25 protein-coding genes and 1 riboswitch are annotated in these 20,196 nt (G+C 61.6%); of the genes, 4 read left to right on the top strand and 21 right to left on the bottom strand.

The window, feature by feature from the left end; all coding sequences use genetic code 11:
• Window positions 1–23: 23 nt before the first annotated feature.
• The 17 genes from KIT10_13010 to KIT10_12930 all read right to left on the bottom strand — a co-directional run bounded on the left by KIT10_13010 (window position 24) and on the right by KIT10_12930 (window position 15,603).
• Window positions 24–1,025: a homocysteine S-methyltransferase family protein gene (locus tag KIT10_13010; GenBank protein ID MCW5900180.1), complete on the bottom strand. Its 1,002-nt coding sequence runs from the start codon at window positions 1,023–1,025 to the stop codon at window positions 24–26.
• A gap of 78 nt (window positions 1,026–1,103) precedes the next feature.
• Window positions 1,104–1,218: riboswitch (SAM riboswitch) on the bottom strand.
• Between the two features lie 61 nt (window positions 1,219–1,279).
• A complete protein-coding gene (locus KIT10_13005) occupies window positions 1,280–1,537 on the bottom strand; it encodes a hypothetical protein (GenBank protein MCW5900179.1) in 258 nt (85 codons plus the stop codon).
• Window positions 1,538–1,587: 50 nt separating this feature from the next.
• On the bottom strand, window positions 1,588–2,136 hold the full coding sequence (locus tag KIT10_13000; GenBank protein ID MCW5900178.1) for a DUF420 domain-containing protein: 549 nt from the start codon (window positions 2,134–2,136) through the stop codon (window positions 1,588–1,590).
• 36 nt (window positions 2,137–2,172) lie between these two features.
• A complete protein-coding gene (locus tag KIT10_12995; protein ID MCW5900177.1) occupies window positions 2,173–2,931 on the bottom strand; it encodes an SCO family protein in 759 nt (252 codons plus the stop codon).
• On the bottom strand, window positions 2,907–3,275 hold the full coding sequence (locus KIT10_12990) for a cytochrome C oxidase subunit IV family protein (GenBank protein ID MCW5900176.1): 369 nt from the start codon (window positions 3,273–3,275) through the stop codon (window positions 2,907–2,909). The genes KIT10_12995 and KIT10_12990 overlap by 25 nt, the downstream gene beginning before the upstream one ends.
• 1 nt (window position 3,276) lies before the next feature.
• Entirely contained in the window at window positions 3,277–4,134 is an 858-nt protein-coding gene (locus KIT10_12985; protein MCW5900175.1) for a cytochrome c oxidase subunit 3, read from the bottom strand.
• A gap of 24 nt (window positions 4,135–4,158) precedes the next feature.
• Complete coding sequence (locus KIT10_12980; GenBank protein ID MCW5900174.1) at window positions 4,159–4,821, bottom strand: cytochrome c oxidase subunit 3; 663 nt, start codon at window positions 4,819–4,821, stop codon at window positions 4,159–4,161.
• 59 nt (window positions 4,822–4,880) lie between these two features.
• On the bottom strand, window positions 4,881–5,774 hold the full coding sequence (gene cyoE, locus KIT10_12975) for a heme o synthase (protein ID MCW5900173.1): 894 nt from the start codon (window positions 5,772–5,774) through the stop codon (window positions 4,881–4,883).
• Between the two features lie 64 nt (window positions 5,775–5,838).
• Window positions 5,839–7,434, bottom strand: coding sequence for a hypothetical protein (locus KIT10_12970; protein ID MCW5900172.1), 1,596 nt, complete (start codon window positions 7,432–7,434; stop codon window positions 5,839–5,841).
• Entirely contained in the window at window positions 7,431–8,549 is a 1,119-nt protein-coding gene (locus tag KIT10_12965; protein MCW5900171.1) for an undecaprenyl/decaprenyl-phosphate alpha-N-acetylglucosaminyl 1-phosphate transferase, read from the bottom strand. The genes KIT10_12970 and KIT10_12965 overlap by 4 nt, the downstream gene beginning before the upstream one ends.
• A 16-nt stretch (window positions 8,550–8,565) precedes the next feature.
• On the bottom strand, window positions 8,566–10,188 hold the full coding sequence (locus KIT10_12960; GenBank protein ID MCW5900170.1) for a hypothetical protein: 1,623 nt from the start codon (window positions 10,186–10,188) through the stop codon (window positions 8,566–8,568).
• 14 nt (window positions 10,189–10,202) lie between these two features.
• Window positions 10,203–11,141: a GDP-L-fucose synthase gene (locus KIT10_12955; GenBank protein MCW5900169.1), complete on the bottom strand. Its 939-nt coding sequence runs from the start codon at window positions 11,139–11,141 to the stop codon at window positions 10,203–10,205.
• A gap of 87 nt (window positions 11,142–11,228) precedes the next feature.
• On the bottom strand, window positions 11,229–12,362 hold the full coding sequence (gene gmd, locus KIT10_12950) for a GDP-mannose 4,6-dehydratase (protein ID MCW5900168.1): 1,134 nt from the start codon (window positions 12,360–12,362) through the stop codon (window positions 11,229–11,231).
• 5 nt (window positions 12,363–12,367) lie between these two features.
• The gene (cysQ, locus tag KIT10_12945; GenBank protein ID MCW5900167.1) at window positions 12,368–13,219 is read right to left on the bottom strand and encodes a 3'(2'),5'-bisphosphate nucleotidase CysQ; all 852 of its coding nucleotides are present in this window, start codon (window positions 13,217–13,219) and stop codon (window positions 12,368–12,370) included.
• Window positions 13,220–13,305: 86 nt separating this feature from the next.
• Window positions 13,306–13,455 (bottom strand): hypothetical protein, encoded by a 150-nt coding sequence (locus KIT10_12940; GenBank protein MCW5900166.1) that lies wholly within the window; start codon window positions 13,453–13,455, stop codon window positions 13,306–13,308.
• 164 nt (window positions 13,456–13,619) lie between these two features.
• Window positions 13,620–14,621 (bottom strand): serine protease, encoded by a 1,002-nt coding sequence (locus KIT10_12935; GenBank protein ID MCW5900165.1) that lies wholly within the window; start codon window positions 14,619–14,621, stop codon window positions 13,620–13,622.
• 31 nt (window positions 14,622–14,652) lie between these two features.
• A complete protein-coding gene (locus tag KIT10_12930) occupies window positions 14,653–15,603 on the bottom strand; it encodes an aldehyde dehydrogenase family protein (GenBank protein MCW5900164.1) in 951 nt (316 codons plus the stop codon).
• Between the two features lie 83 nt (window positions 15,604–15,686).
• On the opposite strand from KIT10_12930, the gene KIT10_12925 reads away from it, so the two are divergent.
• Together KIT10_12925 and KIT10_12920 are read left to right on the top strand one after the other, a co-directional pair.
• Complete coding sequence (locus KIT10_12925) at window positions 15,687–16,043, top strand: VOC family protein (protein MCW5900163.1); 357 nt, start codon at window positions 15,687–15,689, stop codon at window positions 16,041–16,043.
• Between the two features lie 4 nt (window positions 16,044–16,047).
• Window positions 16,048–16,728 carry a hypothetical protein gene (locus KIT10_12920; protein ID MCW5900162.1) on the top strand — a complete coding sequence of 227 codons (681 nt, stop codon included), beginning with the start codon at window positions 16,048–16,050 and terminating at the stop codon, window positions 16,726–16,728.
• 14 nt (window positions 16,729–16,742) lie between these two features.
• Here the strand turns inward: KIT10_12920 and KIT10_12915 are convergent, their stop codons facing one another.
• The 4 genes from KIT10_12915 to KIT10_12900 all read right to left on the bottom strand — a co-directional run bounded on the left by KIT10_12915 (window position 16,743) and on the right by KIT10_12900 (window position 19,168).
• The gene (locus tag KIT10_12915) at window positions 16,743–17,141 is read right to left on the bottom strand and encodes a DUF2200 domain-containing protein (GenBank protein ID MCW5900161.1); all 399 of its coding nucleotides are present in this window, start codon (window positions 17,139–17,141) and stop codon (window positions 16,743–16,745) included.
• Window positions 17,123–17,419 carry a type II toxin-antitoxin system RelE/ParE family toxin gene (locus KIT10_12910; protein ID MCW5900160.1) on the bottom strand — a complete coding sequence of 99 codons (297 nt, stop codon included), beginning with the start codon at window positions 17,417–17,419 and terminating at the stop codon, window positions 17,123–17,125. Before KIT10_12910 ends, KIT10_12915 begins: the two co-directional genes overlap by 19 nt.
• Window positions 17,416–17,655, bottom strand: coding sequence for an addiction module protein (locus tag KIT10_12905; GenBank protein ID MCW5900159.1), 240 nt, complete (start codon window positions 17,653–17,655; stop codon window positions 17,416–17,418). The genes KIT10_12910 and KIT10_12905 overlap by 4 nt, the downstream gene beginning before the upstream one ends.
• 175 nt (window positions 17,656–17,830) lie before the next feature.
• Window positions 17,831–19,168: a hypothetical protein gene (locus KIT10_12900; protein ID MCW5900158.1), complete on the bottom strand. Its 1,338-nt coding sequence runs from the start codon at window positions 19,166–19,168 to the stop codon at window positions 17,831–17,833.
• A 240-nt stretch (window positions 19,169–19,408) separates the two neighbouring features.
• Between KIT10_12900 and KIT10_12895 the strand changes: the two genes are divergently transcribed.
• On the top strand, window positions 19,409–19,849 hold the full coding sequence (locus tag KIT10_12895) for a transposase (protein ID MCW5900157.1): 441 nt from the start codon (window positions 19,409–19,411) through the stop codon (window positions 19,847–19,849).
• Window positions 19,780–20,175 (top strand): IS5 family transposase, encoded by a 396-nt coding sequence (locus KIT10_12890; protein ID MCW5900156.1) that lies wholly within the window; start codon window positions 19,780–19,782, stop codon window positions 20,173–20,175. Before KIT10_12895 ends, KIT10_12890 begins: the two co-directional genes overlap by 70 nt.
• Window positions 20,176–20,196 lie beyond the last annotated feature (21 nt).

Raw genomic sequence — 20,196 nt, 5'->3', positions numbered from 1 at the left:
ATCGGACAATGAGATGATCACGATCACGCTAGAACAGGAAGTTGACGCGGCGCGTACTTCGCCGCCTCCTTCGCCAACGCCGCGATATGCTCCGGCGTCGTCCCGCAGCACCCGCCCACCACGTTCACCCAGCCGTTGGCCATGAACTCGCCCACGAGGCGGGCGGTGACCTCGGGCGTTTCGCGGTACTCGCCCATCTGGTCGGGCAGGCCGGCGTTGGGGTAGATGCTCACGCGGCAGGGTGCATGGTCGGCGATCGCCTCCAGGTAGGGGCGCATCTGGGCCGCACCCAGCGCGCAGTTGAGGCCCATGCTGAAGAGCGGCACGTGTTGCATGCTGATCAGAAAGGCCTCGATGGTCTGGCCGCTCAAGGTGCGCCCGCTGGCATCGGTGATGGTGACGCTGCACATGAGCGGCACGCGGGTGCCCCGCTCCTCGAACACCTCGTCGATGGCGTAGAAGGCGGCCTTGGCGTTGAGCGTGTCGAAGATGGTCTCCACCAGCAGGATGTCCACGCCGCCGTCGAGCAGGGCCTCCACCTGCTCCTTGTAAGCGGCCACAAGTTGATCGAAGGTGACGGCGCGGAAGCCGGGGTCGTTCACATCGGGGCTGAGCGAGGCGGTCTTGTTCATGGGCCCGATGGCACCGGCCACGAAGCGCGGCTTGCCGGGGTCCATGGCGGTGTATTTGGCGCAGGCCTCCTTCGCCAAGCGCACCGATGCAAGGTTCATCTCGCGCGCCAGGTGACTGCACTCATGCTCCGCTTGTGCGATGCTGGTGGCGCTGAAGGTGTTGGTCTCCACGATGTCCGCACCGGCCGCGAGGTATTGCTCGTGGATCTTCCGTATGGCCTCGGGGCGTGAGAGCGAGAGCAGTTCGTTGTTGCCCTTGAGCAGGATCTTGTGGTCCTCCATGCCCTTCGGATGGAAGTCCGCCTCGGTGAGGCCGAGCTTCTGGATCATGGTGCCCATGGCGCCGTCCAACACCAGGATCCGTTCTGCTGCGAGTTGTTCGATCGTCTTCATTCCAGGTCATAAAAAAGCCCCACCCGTTGTTACCGGATGAGGCATACCCTGTTCGCTTCAAGGCAAGGACCCGATCACGGCTCATCTTCTCCGCCATGCGGCGGACTGGATTTGGCACCTTTCCGGGGGTGGGACCACCGGACGGTTGCCAAGGCTTCAAAGGGCCAGATCCCTCAGCCTTTCTGGATAAGCGTCCCACATGCAAGTGGGAATGCGAAAGAACGAATGGGCGCGAAGGTAGGTGGACGACACGCTCAACCCTGCGCACCCGACATCTCCTTGACGAAAGCCACCAGTCGCTTGCGGAAGAGCAGGAAGAGCAGCACATAGGGCACGGCCATCAGGTAGAGGATCCCGGTGTTGAGCCCGGCGCCGATCTCCTGACGTCCGCCGAAGACACCCCGGTCGCTTTCCACCACGGCCCTGCACATGGAACAGCCCTGCGCCCACACATCCGCAGGTACGGACATGGCCAGGATCACGACCAGTGGAAGGAGCAGATGGCGGAACATGAGCAGGACAAATGTATACGGCGGAATGCTGGGTCCGACACCCGCACGGATCAGTAGTAGGGGCTGATCATGAAGTAGACCACCACTCCACTCACGCTCACATAGAACCATACCGGCCACACACGCCTGGCGATCTTGCGGTGCTCAGGATACTTCGCCGAAAGCGCCTTGTAGGCCGTGAGCAGGATGAAGGGCAATGAACCGGCGGCCAGGATGATGTGTGTGATGAGGATGAGGTAGTAGACCCAGCGGATGGGGCCCTCCCCGCCGTAGGTCGTATCGCCGGTGAAGAGATGGTGCAGGATGTAGGAGACCAGGAAGAGCACCGAGAAGGAGATCGCCCCGAGCATGGCGGCACGGTGCGCGGTCCAAAGGCGCGCTTTGGCCGTGAATAGACCCACCAAAAGCAAGAGGCTCACGCAGGTGTTCAGCGTGGCGTTGATGCGGGCGAAGATGTGCGGGTCGATCCCTTCGGGTGCCAGGATGCGCACGCGGTTCAGCAGCACCACGGCCAGGAACACGGTGACCGAGAAGGCCCAGATCCACCGCTTGGCGGGACCTTCGGCGATGCGCAGCAGGGCGGTTGGATACGGCTTCATGGTGTTGTCGCAGGAACGTCCGGCACCGGTCCTTGTTCAGCGGCCGGCCTCACGCGCCTCCTTCGCCTTGATCTTCTCCTCCTTCAACAGCATCTTCAGATCGGCGGCCAGGGCGTTCATCCCCTCGGCGGTGGTGCCGTCGTAGTAGCCGCGGATGTGCTTGTTCTTGTCCACCAGCACGAATTGCTCGCTGTGCAGGAAGCCATCGTCCGCCAGCACATCCTCACGTGCGGCCAGGAAGAAGCCGTCGGCACCGTGGGTGTAGAGCGCCTGCTTGTCGCCCGTAAGGAACTTCCAGCGGCTGGTGTCGGCCTGGAGCTGCTTCGCGTGGGCCATCAGCACCTCGGGCGTGTCGTACTCGGGGTCCACGGTATGGCTGAGGATGAGCACATCGCTGAAGGCCTTGTCGTCGAGCTTGAACTGCAGCTGCTGGAGGCGCACCTTCATGCGCGGGCAGATGGTGGTGCAGCGCGTGAAGAAGAAGTCCACCACCAGGATCTTCCCTTCGGTGTCCCGGTCGGTGAATGGCCTGCCGCTCTGGTCGGTGAAACGGAATGGCGGCACCGTATGGTAGATCGTATCCACCACCGGCTTCCCGTCGCGCTCCACAAGCACGGGTTCCTTGGGGCCGTAGTAGGGCAGGTAGGTGAAATTGTGTTTCACCAGGCCCAGCGCGGGAGAGAAGAAGATGAAGAGACTGGCCACGAACAGCGCGATGCCACCCAACACCAGCCATTTAACCGCTGGGCTGGCGGGCTTCGGTGCCCGGCTCAGAGGAAGTTGTTCCAGATCCAATTCACGTAGTTCGATTCCCAGATCGCGATCCAGATCAGGTACAGGATGAACAACGCGTAGGGCAGCAGAATGATCGCGCGGATGTTTCGGCGCTCATCACCCAGATGCATGAAGGTCATCACGATGTAGGTGGCCTTCACCAGCGTGAGGACGATGAAGGTCCACTTCACCATGCCCCAGGAATCGGGGAACCAGCTTTTCCACACGATGCCCAGCCCCACCTCCACACAGGTGATCAGGGTGAGCAGGATCGTGACGAAATAGATCTTCTTGCGGATGGCCCGGCCAGCCTCCTCGCTGTGGTGGGCGTCCAGGCTGTACTCGATGATGTCGTCGCGCTCCATTTCAGACGAGGTAGAAGAAGGTGAACACGAAAACCCAGACCAGGTCCACGAAGTGCCAGTAGAGGCCGACCTTCTCCACCATCTCATAATGGCCCCGGCGATGGAAGACCCCCTTGATCACCATGATCAGGACGATGAGGTTGATGACCACCCCGCTGAACACGTGGAAGCCGTGGAATCCGGTGATGAAGAAGAAGAAGTTCGCGTATTGCGGCGGGCCGTACTCGTTGCGGGTCATGTTGGCCCCGTCGATGTAGGCCACCCGGTCCTCCCAGAGCTTCACGGCAGCAGGGCCCTCGATGCGCTCCTCTCCGATCAGGTAGTGGCCGGGCTTGGCCGTGAGCAGATGGAAGCCCGCCGCGTTGACGGGGTCGTGGGTGTCATGGTCATCGTTCATGACCCAGTACTTGGCCCCCTCGGTGGTGGTGATGTAGCCACCGCCGCCATGGATGAAGTGGTACCACTCCCAAGCCTGCGATCCCACGAAGAAGAAGCCACCGATCACGGTGAGGAAGAGCCATTTGATCACACCCTTCTTGTCCATGCGGTGACCCGCCTCCACCGCGAGCACCATGGTCACGGAACTGATGATCAGGATGAAGGTCATCAGCGCCACGTAGATCAGCGGGTAATCGCCCGAGAGGCCGGGCAGGGCCCGGAAAACCTCGTCGCCGATGGGCCAGGCATCCGTGGTGCTGTGGCGCACGAAGCCGTAGGCCACCAGCAGGCCGGAGAAGGTCAGCGCGTCCGACACCAGGAAGAACCACATCATCATTTTCCCGTAGCTGATGCTGAACGGGGATCGGCCGCCGCCCCAGAGGACGTCGTTGCTCAAAGCCTTGGTCGCTTCACCTGCCATGGTCGTGGTTTTCCGGGCGCAATGTTAATGGATCAGGCTGAGGAACAAAAGGAGATAGACCCACAGCCCGCCGAGGAAGTGCCAATAGACCACGCCGGACCAGAGTCCTGCGTGGTCGTCGCGCGAGTAGCGGCCCAGCAGGGCCATGATCGTCATCACCACCAGCGCCACGAGGCCGAAGAAAAGGTGCGCGAGGTGGGCGGCCGTAAGCACGTAGAAATAGCTGCTGGCCGTGTTGCGCTGCTCATCCAGTTCGGCGTTCAGCGGTTTGGCCTGCGGGCCGTCGGAGGGGCGGTAGAAATCGCCGTTCTCCAGCACCAGGGTCTCGCCCTTGTAGGTGATCGTCCACTCCTCGCCGTAGAGGCCGGAATTGTCCAGCATCTTGCCCACCACGTAGTTGCCCTTGCGCACCAATTCGCCCCAGCCTTGGAATTGGAACCAGGCGAAGGCACTGCCGAGCACCAGGGTGGCCAGCAACAAGGCGGGTAGCCGGCCGGGGCTCCCCCGCCGGGCGCTCCTCAGGGCCAACTGGGCGGTAAGACTGCTCAGCAGGATGGCCACCGTGCTCCAAGTGAATGGCCTGGGCAGATCGAAACGCACCCAGTAGCCGCCGCTCATGCTCACCACGTAGGCGCTGGTGAGTCCGGCGAAGAACATCACGATGGCGAATACGATCAGGCGTGTCATGGTGCGCCGGGCGCGGAAAGCGCGCTGACGCTCCTCTTCAGGGGTGTAGCTCCCGTTGGTCATAGGCGGTCCAGCACGTAGGCCAGCTGGGTCAACGGCAGGTAGAGGAAACTGGCGAACATCAGATGCCTGGCGTCCCGGGTCGCGTGCGAGCGGACCAGTCGGAAGGCCGGCACCAGCATCACCAGGCCTGTGACCACGGCCACCACCATGGAAGCCGTTCCAGTAAGACCGAAGACCCAGGGCATCATGCCGACCGGAACAACGAACAGGGTGTACAAAAGGATCAGAAATGCGCTGCGCGCATCACGGCCCCCTGTTGAGGGCAGCAGGCGATAGCCGGCCCGCAGGTAATCATCGTGCAGCACCCAGGCGATGGCCCAGAAGTGCGGGAACTGCCACATGAACTGCATGGCGAAGAGCAGACCCGGCCCCAGGCCGAACTGGCCCGTGGCGGCCACGTAGCCGATCATGGGCGGAAAAGCCCCCGGGAAGGCGCCCACGAACACGGCCCACGCGCTGTGCTTCTTCAGCGGGGTGTAGAGCGCCACATACATGAAGAGCGACATGAAGCCCAGGATGCCGGTGAGCGGCCCGAACTGCAGCCAGAGCATCAGCGTGGCCAGGCCTCCGGCTACGAAGGCGGCCACCACGGCCTGGCCGGAGGTGAGCGTGCCGCGCACCAGGGGGCGGTTGGCCGTACGCGCCATCAGGGCATCCTCCCGGATCTCGAGAACCTGGTTCAAGGCGTTGCTGGCCCCGGTGAGCAGGGTACCCGCTACCACCAGGCCCAAAAGTCCGGCCCAGGAAAAGGCACCCGCCGGGATGCCCATGAGGTAGCCCAGCGCAGCGCTCACCACCACCAGGGAGGCGAGGCGCAGCTTGAAGAGGACGGCGAATTCGCGGACCCTGGACCAGGGCGAAGAGGCGGCGTATGCGGCGGAACGGGCCAAGAGGGGTTCGGGCGAACGGAGCGGCGCAAAAGTACCCTTCGCGGGGAAATCACCTGCCAGCGGTTCAGGGCAGCAGGTAGCGCACCTCCTGCTCCGGATGCCGCTCGCGTAAATGGCACACCACGCCCAGCCGGAAGAAGTGCGTGGTGGTGGTATTGCCGCCTTCCGCATCACGCTGCCGGTACAGGTAGGAGGCTTCCAGCCGGGTGCCTGTACTCGGATCCAACAAGAAGCCGCCTCGCGCTTCTCCATGGAACAGGGTCACCAGGCTGGCGTTGCCGGGGTAGTAGCCGTAGTTCACCGGGTTGCCACCCGCATCCCGCGGCCGGTCGCGCTCGGGGCGGAAAATGTTGTTCCCGTAACTGTACTCCGTGTCACTGCCCAACCATGCCATGCTGGTGCGCAGCCCATACATCCAGCGGCCATGGTCACGCTCGGCATGCACGATGGCTTCCTGCACGTTGCTGCCGAAGGGATGGGCCAGCGGTTGGCCGAAGTGGGCATAGTTCTGCCGCGTGTCCGAATGGGTGTACATGAAGGGACGCACGTAGTCCCACTCGGCACGCAAGTGCAGGCCGTGCACGCCGAAGGCTTCGCGGGCCACCACGCCCAATTGCAGCGATTGTTTGTTGGCCCACCAGCCTTTGCCGCCGCGCACCTCGTCCAGCAGCAATTCGTCCAGCATCACCTGCCCATAGACCATCGTGTGCTTCCACACTTTCACACTGAAGGATCCGCCGAGCAGCGCGTTGTCCGGCGATCCGATCTGGAACTCCACCGGGCGGTAGAAGATGAGGGGGTTCAGGTAGTGCAGGTCGAAACCACGCGGATAGGTGCTGTCTCCGGCGCTCCACATGATCGCTTCGAAGAGTCCCACGTTGATCCGCTTGGTGATGTTCCAGCTCAAGTAGTGCATGCTGGCGTACTTCGGCCGGTAGTCGCCGATGTATCCACGCGATCCGCGGATGTCGCTCATGCGGGCGAAGAGGTTCATGTACCGGATGCGCCAGACCGAAGTGGTGATCCGCAGGAATGGGTAGGAGGCCGCTTCATCGGAGAGCATCATCGAGCGGTGGCCATCACCGATGGCGTTCCGTCCGCGGCCAGCGGTGAGGTTGAAGAAGCGCCCGGGGTCCCAACTCACCTGCCCGTTCACCTCGAAGTGGCCGAATTCGGGCCCATCGCCATAGGCATAGCCTTCGCCGGGAGCGACCCGCGTGGCGCGCACCAGGGTGTCCATATAGTCCACGAATCGCTCGCCCCAGGTCTGGGCGTCCAGGTGGAAGGACCATTTGTCGCCGAGGTCCAGGTCGGACCAGAAACCCGCGCCGGCTCTCGGCAACAGAGGCTGCTCCTCCATCGCTGAAAAACCCGCTGAGGCGTCCAGCAAGGGTCCCCAGCGGAACTTCCGGCCGTTGCGCACGCCCGCCCATCGGTCCAAAGCGGGCAGCACGGCGCTCAGCCGGATGCTGTCCTCCACGGCAAGCGCCTGGACCTCTTCCCGGCGGTAGGGGCGTATGGCGGTGTGCGCCTCCGACCCTACGGCCTGCAGGCCTTTCGCATGGGGCCGCTCCACATCGCGACTCAGGGGCAACCAGGCGGGCTGGGCGTGCGCCGACATGGCCCAGCAGAGCACCGGCACCAACGCCCAGCGTCTCATGCCTCGTCCTTGCGCTTGGGAAGTACGAAGGGCAGCATGGCCAGCACGAAGGCGGTGGAACCCAGGACCATCAGCCCCACATTCGGGTGCCACTTCCGCGTGATGAGACTGAGCGCGATGATGAGGATGGCGTAGAAGTAGAGGATGGCCGCCGTGCCCCGATGGCCCAGACCCATGTCCAGCAACCGGTGGTGGATGTGGTTGCGGTCGGCGGCGAATGGCGATATGCCGCGCGCCATGCGCACGATGAAGACGCGCAGGGTGTCCACCAGCGGATAGGCCACCACCGCCATGACGAAGATGGGGGTTGGGATCTGCTTCAGTTGGATGGGCAGGCGCGAGGTATCGTGGTCCACGATGCGCATGGCCAGCACGGCCAGGATGGCGCCGATGATCAGCGAGCCGCTGTCGCCCATGAAGATGCGCGCCGGGTGGTAATTGAAGACGAGGAAGCCCACCAGGGCCCCGGCCAGCACGAAGGCGAGCAGCGCCAGCGCCACATTGCCCGCGAGCAGCAGCCAGGTGCCATAGGCCATGGCGGCGATCAGGCCCACGCCGCCGGCCAGCCCATCCACGCCGTCGATCAGGTTGAAGGCGTTCACCAGCACCACGTACACGAAGAAGGAGAAGCCGATGGCCACATAGTCGGGCACTTCGTAGACGCCGAAAATGCCGTGCAGGTCATTGATGCGCACGCCCGCCACCACCACCAGGATGTAGCCCACCACGATATGGCCCAGCAGCTTCTTCACCGGAGAGAAACCCACGATGTCATCCTTCACGCCGATGAAGAAGAGCAACACCATGGCCGCCAGGATGAACTTGAACTCCGCGTAGGCCTGGCCCATGGCCAAGTAGAGGAAACGGTAGCCGTCCTCGTCCGTTCCCAGAAGCTTGGCCTCGGGGAACCAGAGCGCGTAGGAGAAGATGATGGCGGCGAAGATGATGATGCCCCCGATGGTGGGCACGCTGCGCGCATGGAGCTTGCGCAAGTCGCCGGGCTCATCGACCAGGTGCTTGATGCGCGCCACCTTGATGAGCGAGGGCATGGTGAAGAGCACCACCATGAAGGCGGTGAAGAAACCGAGCACCAGGATATAGCCGTGTTCCTTCACGTGTCGTGGGAGGCGTTCAAAGATCGTAATAGCGGTCGTAGAGACCGGTGCGCAGGGCGATGTAGAGGTAGCCCGACTGGCGGATGTCCGGCGCGCCCTGCAGGTCGCGGCGCATGAATCCGGCCACCAGGCGCATGTTGGTCTTCGGGTTGAAAAGGTAGGAGCCGTTCAGGTCCAGGAAGGTCAGTCGCTGTGCCCAGGGGCCTTCCGGGGCGGATGCGGGTACGTCGGGCTTCAGCAGGTCACCGCCATGGTTCTCCAGAAAGCCGCGGTCCTTGTTGTAGTGGGCCAGATTCACCCGGGCCTGGCCACGGAAGCGCCGGTAGGTGTGTTCCAGCATGGCCGTCACCTCCTCGAAATGGGCGCCCATGGGATGCGCCAAGGGTGTGGCCGCATGCACATAGGCCTGCCGCACGGGATCGCTCATGTACATGAAGGCGTCGGCCGTGTTGTACTCCACCTGCGCGTTCATGCCCTGGACCGGCAGGTCGAAGACGCGCAATCCGGCCTGCCAGGCCATGCGTTCGCCCGGCCGGTCGCTGGCCCATTGGCCATAGACGATGGCTTGGTCGTGCAAGCGCACCTTCAGGTCGGCGCCGACCAAGGTCTTGTAGGGGCCATCGAAGCCGGCCACCAGACCGGCCACGCCCACCAAGGGATTCAGCTCCAGGGCGTCGAAGGCCACCAGGCCGTTCTCATCGATGTTGCGGAAGATGGTGGCATCGAAGAGGCCCAGCTCGACGCGGCCCATGCGGGCGGACAGATGGTTGAACCGAGCGCGCGACCAATAGAAGATGGCTTCGCTGGCATCACCCGCCGCCAGGCGATCGTCAGGCGTGCGCAGGCGGTGCGTGAGCTTGGTGTGCCAGGTGGTGTACTGCACGCGATCCTGGAGCAACAGGAAGCTGGCCTTGACATAGGGCGCGTCGGGAGCCTGGTCGCTGAGCAACATGGACCGGTGGCCATGGCCCACGAAGTGCCTCCCATGCCCCACCTGCAGGTTCAACCAGCGCACCGGCACATAACTGACGCAGGAACGTGACCAACCCACGTCCACCACACCACCATCGAACTTCACCCGGCCGTGCCCCATCAGCACGCCCTCCTCCTGCACCATGCGGTGGAGGTAGCCCGGCAGCACCGTCTGCGTCTCATGGAACATGGACTCGAAGGAGATCTTGCCGCCCAGGTCGCCCTTCACCCGCACACCCCGGGTGTTCACCCGGTAGCGCCGGTTGGTGGGATAGTCCGAGGGGTCGCCCTCGTCGATGCCCCATTGGAACTCGAAGAGCGGATCGGCGATCAATCGGAAGCCATCACCTTTCACCTCCAGGAGGTGGTCGCGCAGCAGTTTCTCGGTCAGCCAGTAGTAATGCCGGGTACTGTCCTGGCGGTAGCCGAGCACATCGTCCAACTCGGCGCGCGATCCGATCAAGGGCTTGAGCCCTGTGTGCATGCGGCTTTCCCGCAAGGCACCGGCCCGTTCGATGTCCGCGTTGAAGTCGCGTTGCAGGGGCACCGGCGCATGTTGCGCCAGCACCGGCAAGGTGGCCAGCGACCAGGCGAACACGGCAGGAATGCGGAACGAGCGGCGGGCGGCCACGGCGCGGCGGATAGGACCGGCCGAAGGTAGGCCCACCAGGCCTTCGATGCTCAGGCCCTGGCCAGGTCGCTCTTCGCGAAATCGGCGTAGACGGCGGTGATGCCTTCGCGCAGGCCGATGCGGTGCTTCCAGCCCATGCTGTGGAGGCGGCCCACGTCCATCAGTTTGCGCGGTGTGCCATCAGGCTTGTCGGTGTTCCACACCAGCTCACCGGAGTAGCCCACGATCTCCTTGATCATCTCCGCGAGTTCCTTGATGGTCAGGTCCTCTCCGGTGCCCACGTTCACGAAGAGTTCCTCGTCGTAGTTGAGCATCAGGAAGAGGCAGGCGTCGGCCAGGTCGTCCACATGCAGGAATTCGCGCCGCGGGCTGCCCGTGCCCCAGACCTCCACCTGCCTGGCCCCGGTGACCTTGGCCGTGTGGAACTTGCGGATCAAGGCCGGCAGCACGTGGCTGTTGTTGAGGTCGTAGTTGTCGTTGGGCCCATAGAGGTTGGTGGGCATGGCGCTGATGTAGTTGTCGCCATACTGCCTGCGATAGCTCTCGGCCATTTTGATGCCCGCGATCTTGGCGATGGCATAGGGCTCGTTGGTCTGTTCCAGCGGACCGGTGAGCAGGCTTTCCTCCTTCAACGGCTGTGGCGCCAATTTGGGGTAGATGCAGGAGGAACCCAGGAACAAGAGCTTCTTCACCCCGGCCTCGTGGCTGGCGTGCATCACGTTGTTCTGGATCATCAGGTTCTCGTAGAGGAATTGCGCGCGGTACACGTTGTTGGCGTGGATGCCGCCCACCTTGGCCGCCGCCAGCACCACGTAGGCGGGCTTCTCCGCAGCGAAGAAGTCGCGCACGGCCCGCTGCTCCTTCAGGTCCAACGCATCGCTGGTGCGCGTCACGATGTTCGCGAAGCCCTCGGCCTGGAGCTTGCGCACGATGGCACTGCCCACCATGCCGCGGTGGCCGGCGATGTAGATCTTTTCTTGCTTCTCCATGGAATGCGTTGCGTGTTGGTCAGTTGCGTGTTGCGTGTTGGGAGCGCGTCAAACGCGTAACCCGCCAACCCGTCAAAACGCAACGAGCTACTCCTGCTCGTGCAGGATCTTGTGCCCGCCCTTCTGCAGGTACACGTCTCGTTTGAAGAGCTCCAGATCACTGGCCATCATCTCCTTCACCAGGGCCTTCAGGTCGTACTTGTGCTTCCAGCCCAACTCGCGCATGGCCTTGCTGGGGTCGCCTTCCAGGTGGTCCACCTCGGCGGGGCGGTAGTAGCGCTTGTCAATGGCCACCAGCACCTTGCCGGTCTTCTTGTCATGGCCTTTCTCCTTTTCGCCCTTGCCCTTCCACTCCAGCTTGATGCCCACTTCACCGAAGGCCAGGTCCACGAAGTGGCGCACCGTGTAGGTCTTGCCGGTGGCGAGCACGTAGTCATCGGGCTTCCTGGTCTGCAACATCAGCCACATGCCCTCCACATAGTCCTTGGCATGGCCCCAGTCCCGCTTGGCGTCCAGGTTGCCGAGGTATAGCGTTTCTTGCAGGCCGAGCTTGATCTTGGCCGCGGCCCGCGTGATCTTGCGTGTCACGAAGGTCTCCCCACGCAGCGGACTCTCGTGGTTGAAGAGGATCCCGTTGCAGGCGAAGATGCCGTAGGCCTCGCGGTAGTTCCTGGTGATCCAGAAGGCGTAGAGCTTGGCCACACCATAGGGGCTGCGCGGGTGGAAAGGGGTCTCCTCATTCTGCGCATGGGGCCGAACACCGCCATACAATTCGCTGGTGGAGGCCTGGTAGAACCTGGTCTTCTTCTCCAGACCCAGGATGCGGATGGCCTCCAGGAAACGCAGCGCACCGATGCCGTCCGCATTGGCCGTGTACTCGGGCATCTCGAAGCTCACATGCACATGGCTCATGGCGGCGAGGTTGTAGATCTCGTCCGGCTGCACCTGTTGCACCAGGCGCAGACAGTTCACGCTGTCGGTGAGGTCGCCGTAATGCAGGTAAAAGGGCCGGCCCTTCTCGTGCATGTCGTGGTAGAGATGGTCGATGCGGTCGGTATTGAACAGGGAGCTGCGGCGCTTCACACCATGCACCTCGTATCCCTTGTTGAGCAGCAGCTCACTGAGGTAGGCCCCATCCTGGCCGGTGACCCCGGTGATGAGCGCCACCTTGCGCTTGCCGCCCTTCTTCGTCTTCGCCGTCGTCGCTTTCTTCTTCGCCATGTGATCTAGTGCGTTGCCGCTTGTTGTACGATGAACCAATTGTTCACCAGTTCGTGCTTGTTGTAGCGCATGGGCGCCTCGGTGGTCACATCGGTGAGTTGACGCCCCGCCTCCAGTGCGATGGCGTGGCCCGCCGCGGTGTCCCATTCCATGGTGGGCGCATAGCGCGGGTAGGCATCGGCGGCCCCTTCCGCCACCAGGCAGATCTTCAGGGCGCTGCCCATGCTGGTGAGCGCCACGGCCCCGTGCTTCTCTTCCATGCGCTGGATGAAGGCGGCCGTTTCCGGGCTGGGGTGCGAGCGGCTGGCCACGATGGTGAAGGCTCTTGCATCGTGTGGTATCGGCAGTCGCTCGGCCATGGCGGCGCGTTCATACGCTGACCCTTGCGCACGGGTTGTGGCCTCCTTCACACGATAAGCCCCACCACTCCGCCACGCGAAGTAGAGGATGTCCAGCGCAGGTGCGTAGAGCACCCCGGCAATGGGCGTGGAAGTGCCGAGCGGGCCTCCCGGCTGGTCGTCGCGTTCCATCAAGGCGATGTTCACCGTGAATTCGCCATTGCGCTTGATGAACTCCTTGGTGCCGTCCAACGGATCGACCAACCAGTAGCGGTCCCAAGCCTGGCGTTCGGCGGGCGGTATGCTGCGGCCCTCCTCGCTGAGCACGGGCAAGCCGGAACGCTCCAGGACCTCCATGATGGCTCGATGCGCCCGCCGGTCCGCCTCCGTCAAGGGGGAGCGGTCCTCCTTGTGGTCCACAGAGAACTCGGAGCTGTAGACATCCATGATGCCGCGTCCGGCATCCAAAGCGGCCTCGATGGCCAGATCGACGAGTGCGGGAAGGTCCTTTTGCGTCATGCGGCGCCAAAAGTAGCGGCACACGCGTGCCCTCCGCGTGGATCCCTTCGCAGCGGCGGTCGGACCGGTGTACCGGCGACCGGCCCTCAGGCCTTGCCCATGATCTTGAACATGCCGGTGCCACACACCGGGCAGGTCCCCTTCATCGCCTTGCGGCCATTGGCCATGATGTTCTCCTTGGGGTCCTTCATGTCGCGCTTCGCCTTGCACTTCACGCAGTATGCTTCAACGGCCATGGTCTTGTGGTTTGATGATCCGCCCGGGGGCGGAAGGGTTGAACGTGTGGACAAGGTACCGGCCGAAGCCGCTCCGGTCCCCCTGGACACCATCAGGTTATCAACAAGCCTTCCATGGTGCTGGGGCGAGGGCCGTCAGGAGCCTCCCTGGCCGGGCGATCGGATCAGCCGACGATAGGTTCATGGCGCCAGCCTTCGAAAGTGCGCTGGTCCATGAACGGCGGCCCCTGCGGCGTGGCGGCGGCGGGCCGGGCGAGCACGCCGGTGCTGAGGAAGACATGCGTGCCACCGGCCAGGCTCTCGATCAGGCCGCGCCGGTGGGCATACTTCACGGGAGCCGCCTGGGCCAGCATGAAACGCGGATCGTAGGGCTCGTCGAGTTCCAACTCGGTGGAAATGTCGCGATATATCGCCCGGACCAGGGCTTCCTGCACATCATCCGGACGCTCCACATGCAGGCCCAGTTCCTCGGCAGCCTCCTGCCGGTGGATGGTGTAGTCGTGGCTGCCGGACTCGCTGGTGAGGAAGCTGATGGCGCGTGCCTCCTTTTCCGGATCGATCCTCTGGTTGCGCAGCAGGCGCTTGGCGAGCATCTGGATCTGGGCACGCGACCGGTACACATCGCCCAGCGACAATGGATGCACCTTCTCGGCGAGTTGGATCAGGATGTCCTTCAGATGCTGCTGATCGTGGATGCCGAGATCATTGCGCGCCATGTCCAGGTAGGCGCTCACCTGCTCCACGCTCAGGGGCACCTTCACACGCTTGCCGTTGATGTCCACCTGCGGATTCATGTATCCGTTGGTGCTCGGGTCGATGGGCCCCAAGGCGGCCTGGCGCGTCATCACGATGCGCTCGGCACCCAGGCAGATGAGCGTGCCGGCGCTCAAGGCTCGAAAGGGCACGATCACCTCCATCTCCTGGCAGTAACTGCGGATCAGGTTCACCAGGCTCCAGGCCGCCAAGGTGATGCCACCGCGGGTGTGGAGCAGCAGCGATATGCGCGGCACATCGCCCATCGCCTCCAGGTGCCGGCCCACGAAGGGCAGGATGTCCGGTGCGATGTTCAACTCCAGGCCCTTGCGGTCGCCGGTAACGTACACCAGCAGCTTCGAGCCGCGCAGCTGTTCCAACTGGCGGTAGTGGGCGATGCGGTCCTTCAGCATGGGGAATGTCGGGGTCGGGAAGACTGGTCGCTCAATAGCCCCCGCCACCACCCTGCCCCTTTTCGATCGGGTGCCAGGTGGTCTTCACCTCCTGGGTGTCCAGGATGGCATACGGACCATGGGCGGCATCACCCAACTTGGGATAGACCACCCGCTTCAAATTGCAGGTGGCCTCTGTCTCCAGCATGATCCGCTCTTCCTTGGACGCATCGGCCACGACCACCGCATTGATGTCCATGTGCGCCACCAAGGGCTTGAGCAGTTCGCTGCGGAAGCCGGTCATCAGGTTCACCACACCACCTGGCAGATCGCTGGTGGCGAGCACTTCGGTGAAGGTGACGGCCGGTAGTGGGTGCTTCTCGCTGGCCACCACCACACAGGTGTTGCCGCCGGCGATCACCGGTGCGATGAGGCCCACGAGTTGCAGGAGGCCGTTGCTTCCTGCGGCCATCACGCCCACCACGCCGGTGGGTTCGTACACGCTGAAGTTGAAATGGCTGCTGTTGGTGGGGTTCACGCTGCTGAAGACCGCCTGGTACTTGTCGCACCAACCGGCATAGTGGATCCACAGATCGATGGCGGCGGCCACCTCGGCTTCGGCCTGCTTCTGCGTGGCGCCGTGCAGCACCAACTCGTGCACGAACTGAGCGCTGCGGCCCTCCAGCATCTCACCGATGCGGTAGAGGATCTGCCCGCGGTTGAAGGCGCTTCGCCCGGCCCAACCACCAACTGCACCACGTGCGGCCACCACGGCGTCGCGCACGTCCTTGCGGCTGCTGCGGCACACGTTGGCCAGGGCCTTGCCATCGGCGCCCTTCGGTTGGTAGTACCGTCCGCTCTCGGTACGCGGGAACTTCCCGCCAATGAAGATCTTGTAGGTCTTCATCACGGGCAGGCGCTCGGTCTTCTTTGTCGAACCGTTGGTAGCGTGGCCATTGAGGTCGGCCTTCGCAGAGGCGGGCTTGGTGATGGTCTTGCTCATGATCTTGCGTAGCCAAAGCTACGGGCGTTCGTGCTTAGTGAAGCCTTACCGCCGCTTACCTTGGCAGAACCGAACCATAGTACATGTCCCGACACGTCACCGGCATCGGTGGATTTTTCTTCCGCGCGGACGATCCCAAGGCGATCGCCAAGTGGTACAACGACCATTTCGGAATCAACGACCAGGAGCACGGATGGATCTGGCAACAGGATGCCGGCCCCACGGTCTTCTCGCCCTTCAAGCACGACAGCGATTACTTCGATGCGAAGCAGCAGTTCATGCTGAACCTGCGCGTGCAGGACATGGATGGCTTGCTGAAGAAGCTCGAGGCCGCCGGTGTGCGCATCGACCTCAAACGCATGGACGAGGACTACGGCCGCTTCGCGTGGGTGTATGATCCGGAAGGGAACAAGATCGAACTGTGGGAGCCGAAGGCTTGAGCTGTTGTTCAATGATCTCCCTTTGTTGTCAACTGCACACGAAGCGATGAAGGCGTCATGGATCATCGCCCTGTTCGTAGCGGTCACTTGTTGTGGGACCAGCAAGACCTCCAGGGATCCGGATGCCTATCGCGGTATCGTCCTGCGGACGGACGGACCCAGAGGGGGCGTTCTGCCCGAACCGAACGGAACTGAGCTTGAGTATCGGATCTTCCGGGTACACGTCCTGAACAACTCGACCGTTCCGGCTGAACTGTCGGTGGACCTCCCGGGCGGCCCCGTTGCGCTGTTACCCGATACCGACAAATTCATCAGTGTGTTCCTGTTCCCGGAGGAGGTCTGCCCGGACACCGCACAGGATGTGATCAACTACGGGATCACATCAGCAGAGACCTTCATCCGTGCACGATCCAGCGGGCCTACATCGCTGAACACGACCGTACAACCCGGCGAAGACCATCTCCTCTACATCGGAGTGACCTTCCCGCCCCATGGCCTTGGTGGCCTTGGACGTGCAGAGCTGTTCATCGATGGGCAAAAGCCCGATGCGTCCTTCTTTCCGAACGGATATGCACCGGCTGGCACAAGGAACCCGCAGGACCTTGACCTCATCCTCGGCGTCGCCATAGATCCACCCCGGCATTACGCCATGGTGCCCTGCGGGCGGATCGTCTTCACGAAGTAAAGGGCCCGTACGGCTCAGGCTCTCAGGATCCTTTCCATGGCCCGGCCCTTGGCCAGTTCATCCACCAGCTTGTCCAGGTAGCGGATCTTCTGCATCAGCGGATCCTCGATGTCCTCCACGCGGTAGCCGCAGATCACGCCGGTGATCTTGTCCACGTTAGGGTTCAGCTTGGGCGCTTTCTCGAAGAAGGTGCGGAAGTCCACCTGCGTATCGAGGACCTTCTGCAGGCCCTTCTCCGTGTAGCCCGTGAGCCAGTGGATGATGGTGTGCAACTCCTCCTTCGTGCGGCCCTTCTTCTCCACCTTGGTGACGTAGTGGGGGTACACGCTGGCGAAGGCCATGCGGAAGACGCGTTCGTTGTTGGCGGCGGGTTCCATGTTCCTCAAAGATGCGATCAGCGAGGGCGCCCCCATCGGCTGGGGTTGCGACTGGAATGGAACACGCTGTAGATGATGATCGCGTCCTTCATTACCCGGAACACGATGATGTATGGGAAGCGCTTCAGGTTGATCTTCTTGAAAGGCCCTCGCCATTTCGCGAACCCAGTCGGGCGCTGATGGAGCACGATGAAGTACTCCTGTACTTCATCGTGAAATTCTTCTCCCAGGCCCTCACGCTGACCTTCGTACCAGAGGTAGGCTTCTATGAACTCCGCACTGGCATCATCCCGGACCTCCAGCCGGTAGCTCATCCCTTCTTTGCCTTGCGCGCCATCTCCCGCACTTCTTCCCAGGTGTAGCTCTTGCCTTCACCACGCTTGTAGGCCGCCTCACGCTCCTTCACGATGTTGTAGTGCTCGTCGGTGAGGCCGTCCTCATCCTCGCCTTTCTCAGAACGGAACAAGTCCGCCACCTTCTTCAGAAGGCCTTCATCGGTGGTGCGCAGCAGGCGCTCGATGAGCTGGAGCTTGAGAGATTCGGTGGACATGGCAGCGGCTTATGTGACGAAGTTAAAGCGGATCACAGCATGTGCTGGATCGCATCAAGTGGGCACTATGTGACAACGAAGGCACGGATCACAGATCCGCGGGAGCGGGGTGGGGCATGGTGGGTGAGGAAGAACGTAGAGAGGCCACGGATCACAGATCCGCGCCAGCGGGGGGTTAACCTGCTGCCAGAATAGCGCTGTCTATCTCGGCAAGAACCTCCCTCTTCGTCTTGACCGACTTTGACTTCTGTATCAAACTCAGAAGTACCATGAGCACGATTAACTGAAGTCGGCGCATGTCGTTCATGTCGAATTCCTTGGCCTTGGCATGATGCATCCATGCGCTTCGCACCTTATACATCGCTTTGAGAATCCGGATGGCGTCGACACGATCTTCAACCTTCCTAAAAATCAGTCGAGAACAATACTTGCAGAGTGAGTCAATTATTCGGGAATCGTTATCCTCCACTACCAGGGACTCTAGAATGGTGAACAATTCACTGGTGCGTTGATGAAGCACGGTGGTTGAGATTGCAGCACCGAATCGTCGTATCGCATTCAGGATAAGCCTCTCTATTTCGCTTGGGCTTGCTGAAAGAGAGCGAATGAACCGGTGAATGTCACCACATTGACGAGACTTCATGCGGGCGAACTCTTCATCGCCTATAGCATGGTGGTTTGGCTGTCGGGTATAGGTCACATTAAATGAATCGGCCTTTCCTACCTCACACAGAATGGTCTCGTTCATCAAGTTCTCACGGACTCGGCGATCCATATCAAAGCTGAGCTTGTAGGTTGGGTCATCCAAGGTGTCAGAGCAGATCTTGAGAACATCCACGGCCAGGCTACAATGCTCAAGCGCGATCTCGCCAGCGCGCTGCGCCTCTGCTCTTACTTCAATCGCGACAAAGACCTTCCCTTGGTACTTCTCTCGAGCTACCTCAAAACCTGAATTTGGGTCTTCCGGACTGTTGCCTTGTAGCGAATCAAAGAAGCTACCGGAAAAGAAGCCGAAGTCACATCGGCCAATTTGGAATGGACGCTTGATGTCCAAGTGCATTATCAAGAAATGCACTTTATAAGTGCGAATGGCCGCTTCAATAGCGTTGCTCAAATGAACAGACAACGATTGCGTGACCCTCTTGCTATCGTGAGAATCAAGTAGCCATGCGAACAAGGTCTGCTCCACGAAATTGGTCGTGACCGAAGCATATACTTCACGCTCCCTTGAAACTGAGTGGATGAGCTTGCGAAAACGCTCCATGCCCTTCCCGCGCAGAACCACGCATTGACCGTGTCGACATCTTTTCATGTACTCTCCGCTTCCTTCAAGTGCAGACCCGTAGATAATGGAGCCCCCAACAATCCTATCCGTTATGTCGATTGCTTGCTGTTCAGCTTGAGAGCCCACGCGCACGTCGGGCTGCACCTTCTCCTGAATCTCATCGACAAGCGTTGAGAGAATTGCATAGCCCTCAGCATCGATGTGCTGGGCTAATCTTTCGGCAATCATGACGCGCTGAAGTCTACAAATATCGAAGTGTTCTTCGGGTAGTAGGCGTCTCGACTCTTGTCTTAGGGCGATGAATTCGCGTGAGGGATAGGAGCAAGTAGCCCGCAGCGCAGCGAGGACTAGAGGCCATCTCAAAAATAGTTGAGGTGTCCTGAGCCATGAACAACGGGCGTTTGACAACCGAAGAAGGGAGGGTCTTGATCCTTTCACCGTGCATGTCCTCTTTCGATGTCCAAAACGATGGACTGCACGGACGCCCAGTGGGAAGCGGTCAAGGACCTGCTCTCACCTATTCAAGAGAGGACCGAGACGCGTGGCAGGAAGCCACTGGATGCTCGGGAGGTGTTCAATGGGGTATTATGGATCTGCCGGACAGGAGCCAGATGGCAGGATCTTCCACCGCGCTACCCTCCTTACCAGTCGTGCCATCGGTACTTCCAGCGCTGGTGTCAGCAGGGCGTATGGGACAAGGTGCTGTGGGCCTTGGCGCAGGACCTCAAACGAAGAGGGAAGATCGACATCACAGAATGCTTCATCGATGGCACCTTCTCCAGTGCCAAAAAAGGGGGCTCCATATCGGCCCGACTAAGCGAGGTAAAGGCACCAAGATCATGGTCGTCACAGACGCTGCTGGTCTTCCTATCGCCGTACGGACCTTCGGAGCCAGCACCCACGAAGTGAAGCTCGTGACCCAAACGCTGGCCGCGCGTTTCATGGAAGAATTGCCCCAAGTGCTCATCGGCGACAAGGCCTACGATAGCGATCAGCTCGATCGCAAGCTCAAGCGCAGGAAGGTCCGCATGATCGCACCGAACCGCGCAGGGCGTTCAAAATCCCAAGATGGAAGGGAGCTTCGCAGATACAAGCGGAGATGGAAGGTGGAGCGATGCTTCGCCTGGCTCAACAACTTCAGGCGTACTGTGGTCCGCTACGAGTATCACAGCATCAACTTCCTGGGCTTCGTCCAGCTCGCTTGTGCCATGATCCTCATGCGCAAACTATTTTGAGATGGCTTCTACTGCGGATAG

The organism is Flavobacteriales bacterium (assembly GCA_026129465.1).
Taxonomy (GTDB): Bacteria; Bacteroidota; Bacteroidia; order Flavobacteriales_F; family PHOS-HE28; genus PHOS-HE28.
The sequence above is the reverse complement of the archived record's forward strand: the minus strand, read 5'-3'. Positions and strand labels throughout refer to the sequence as shown.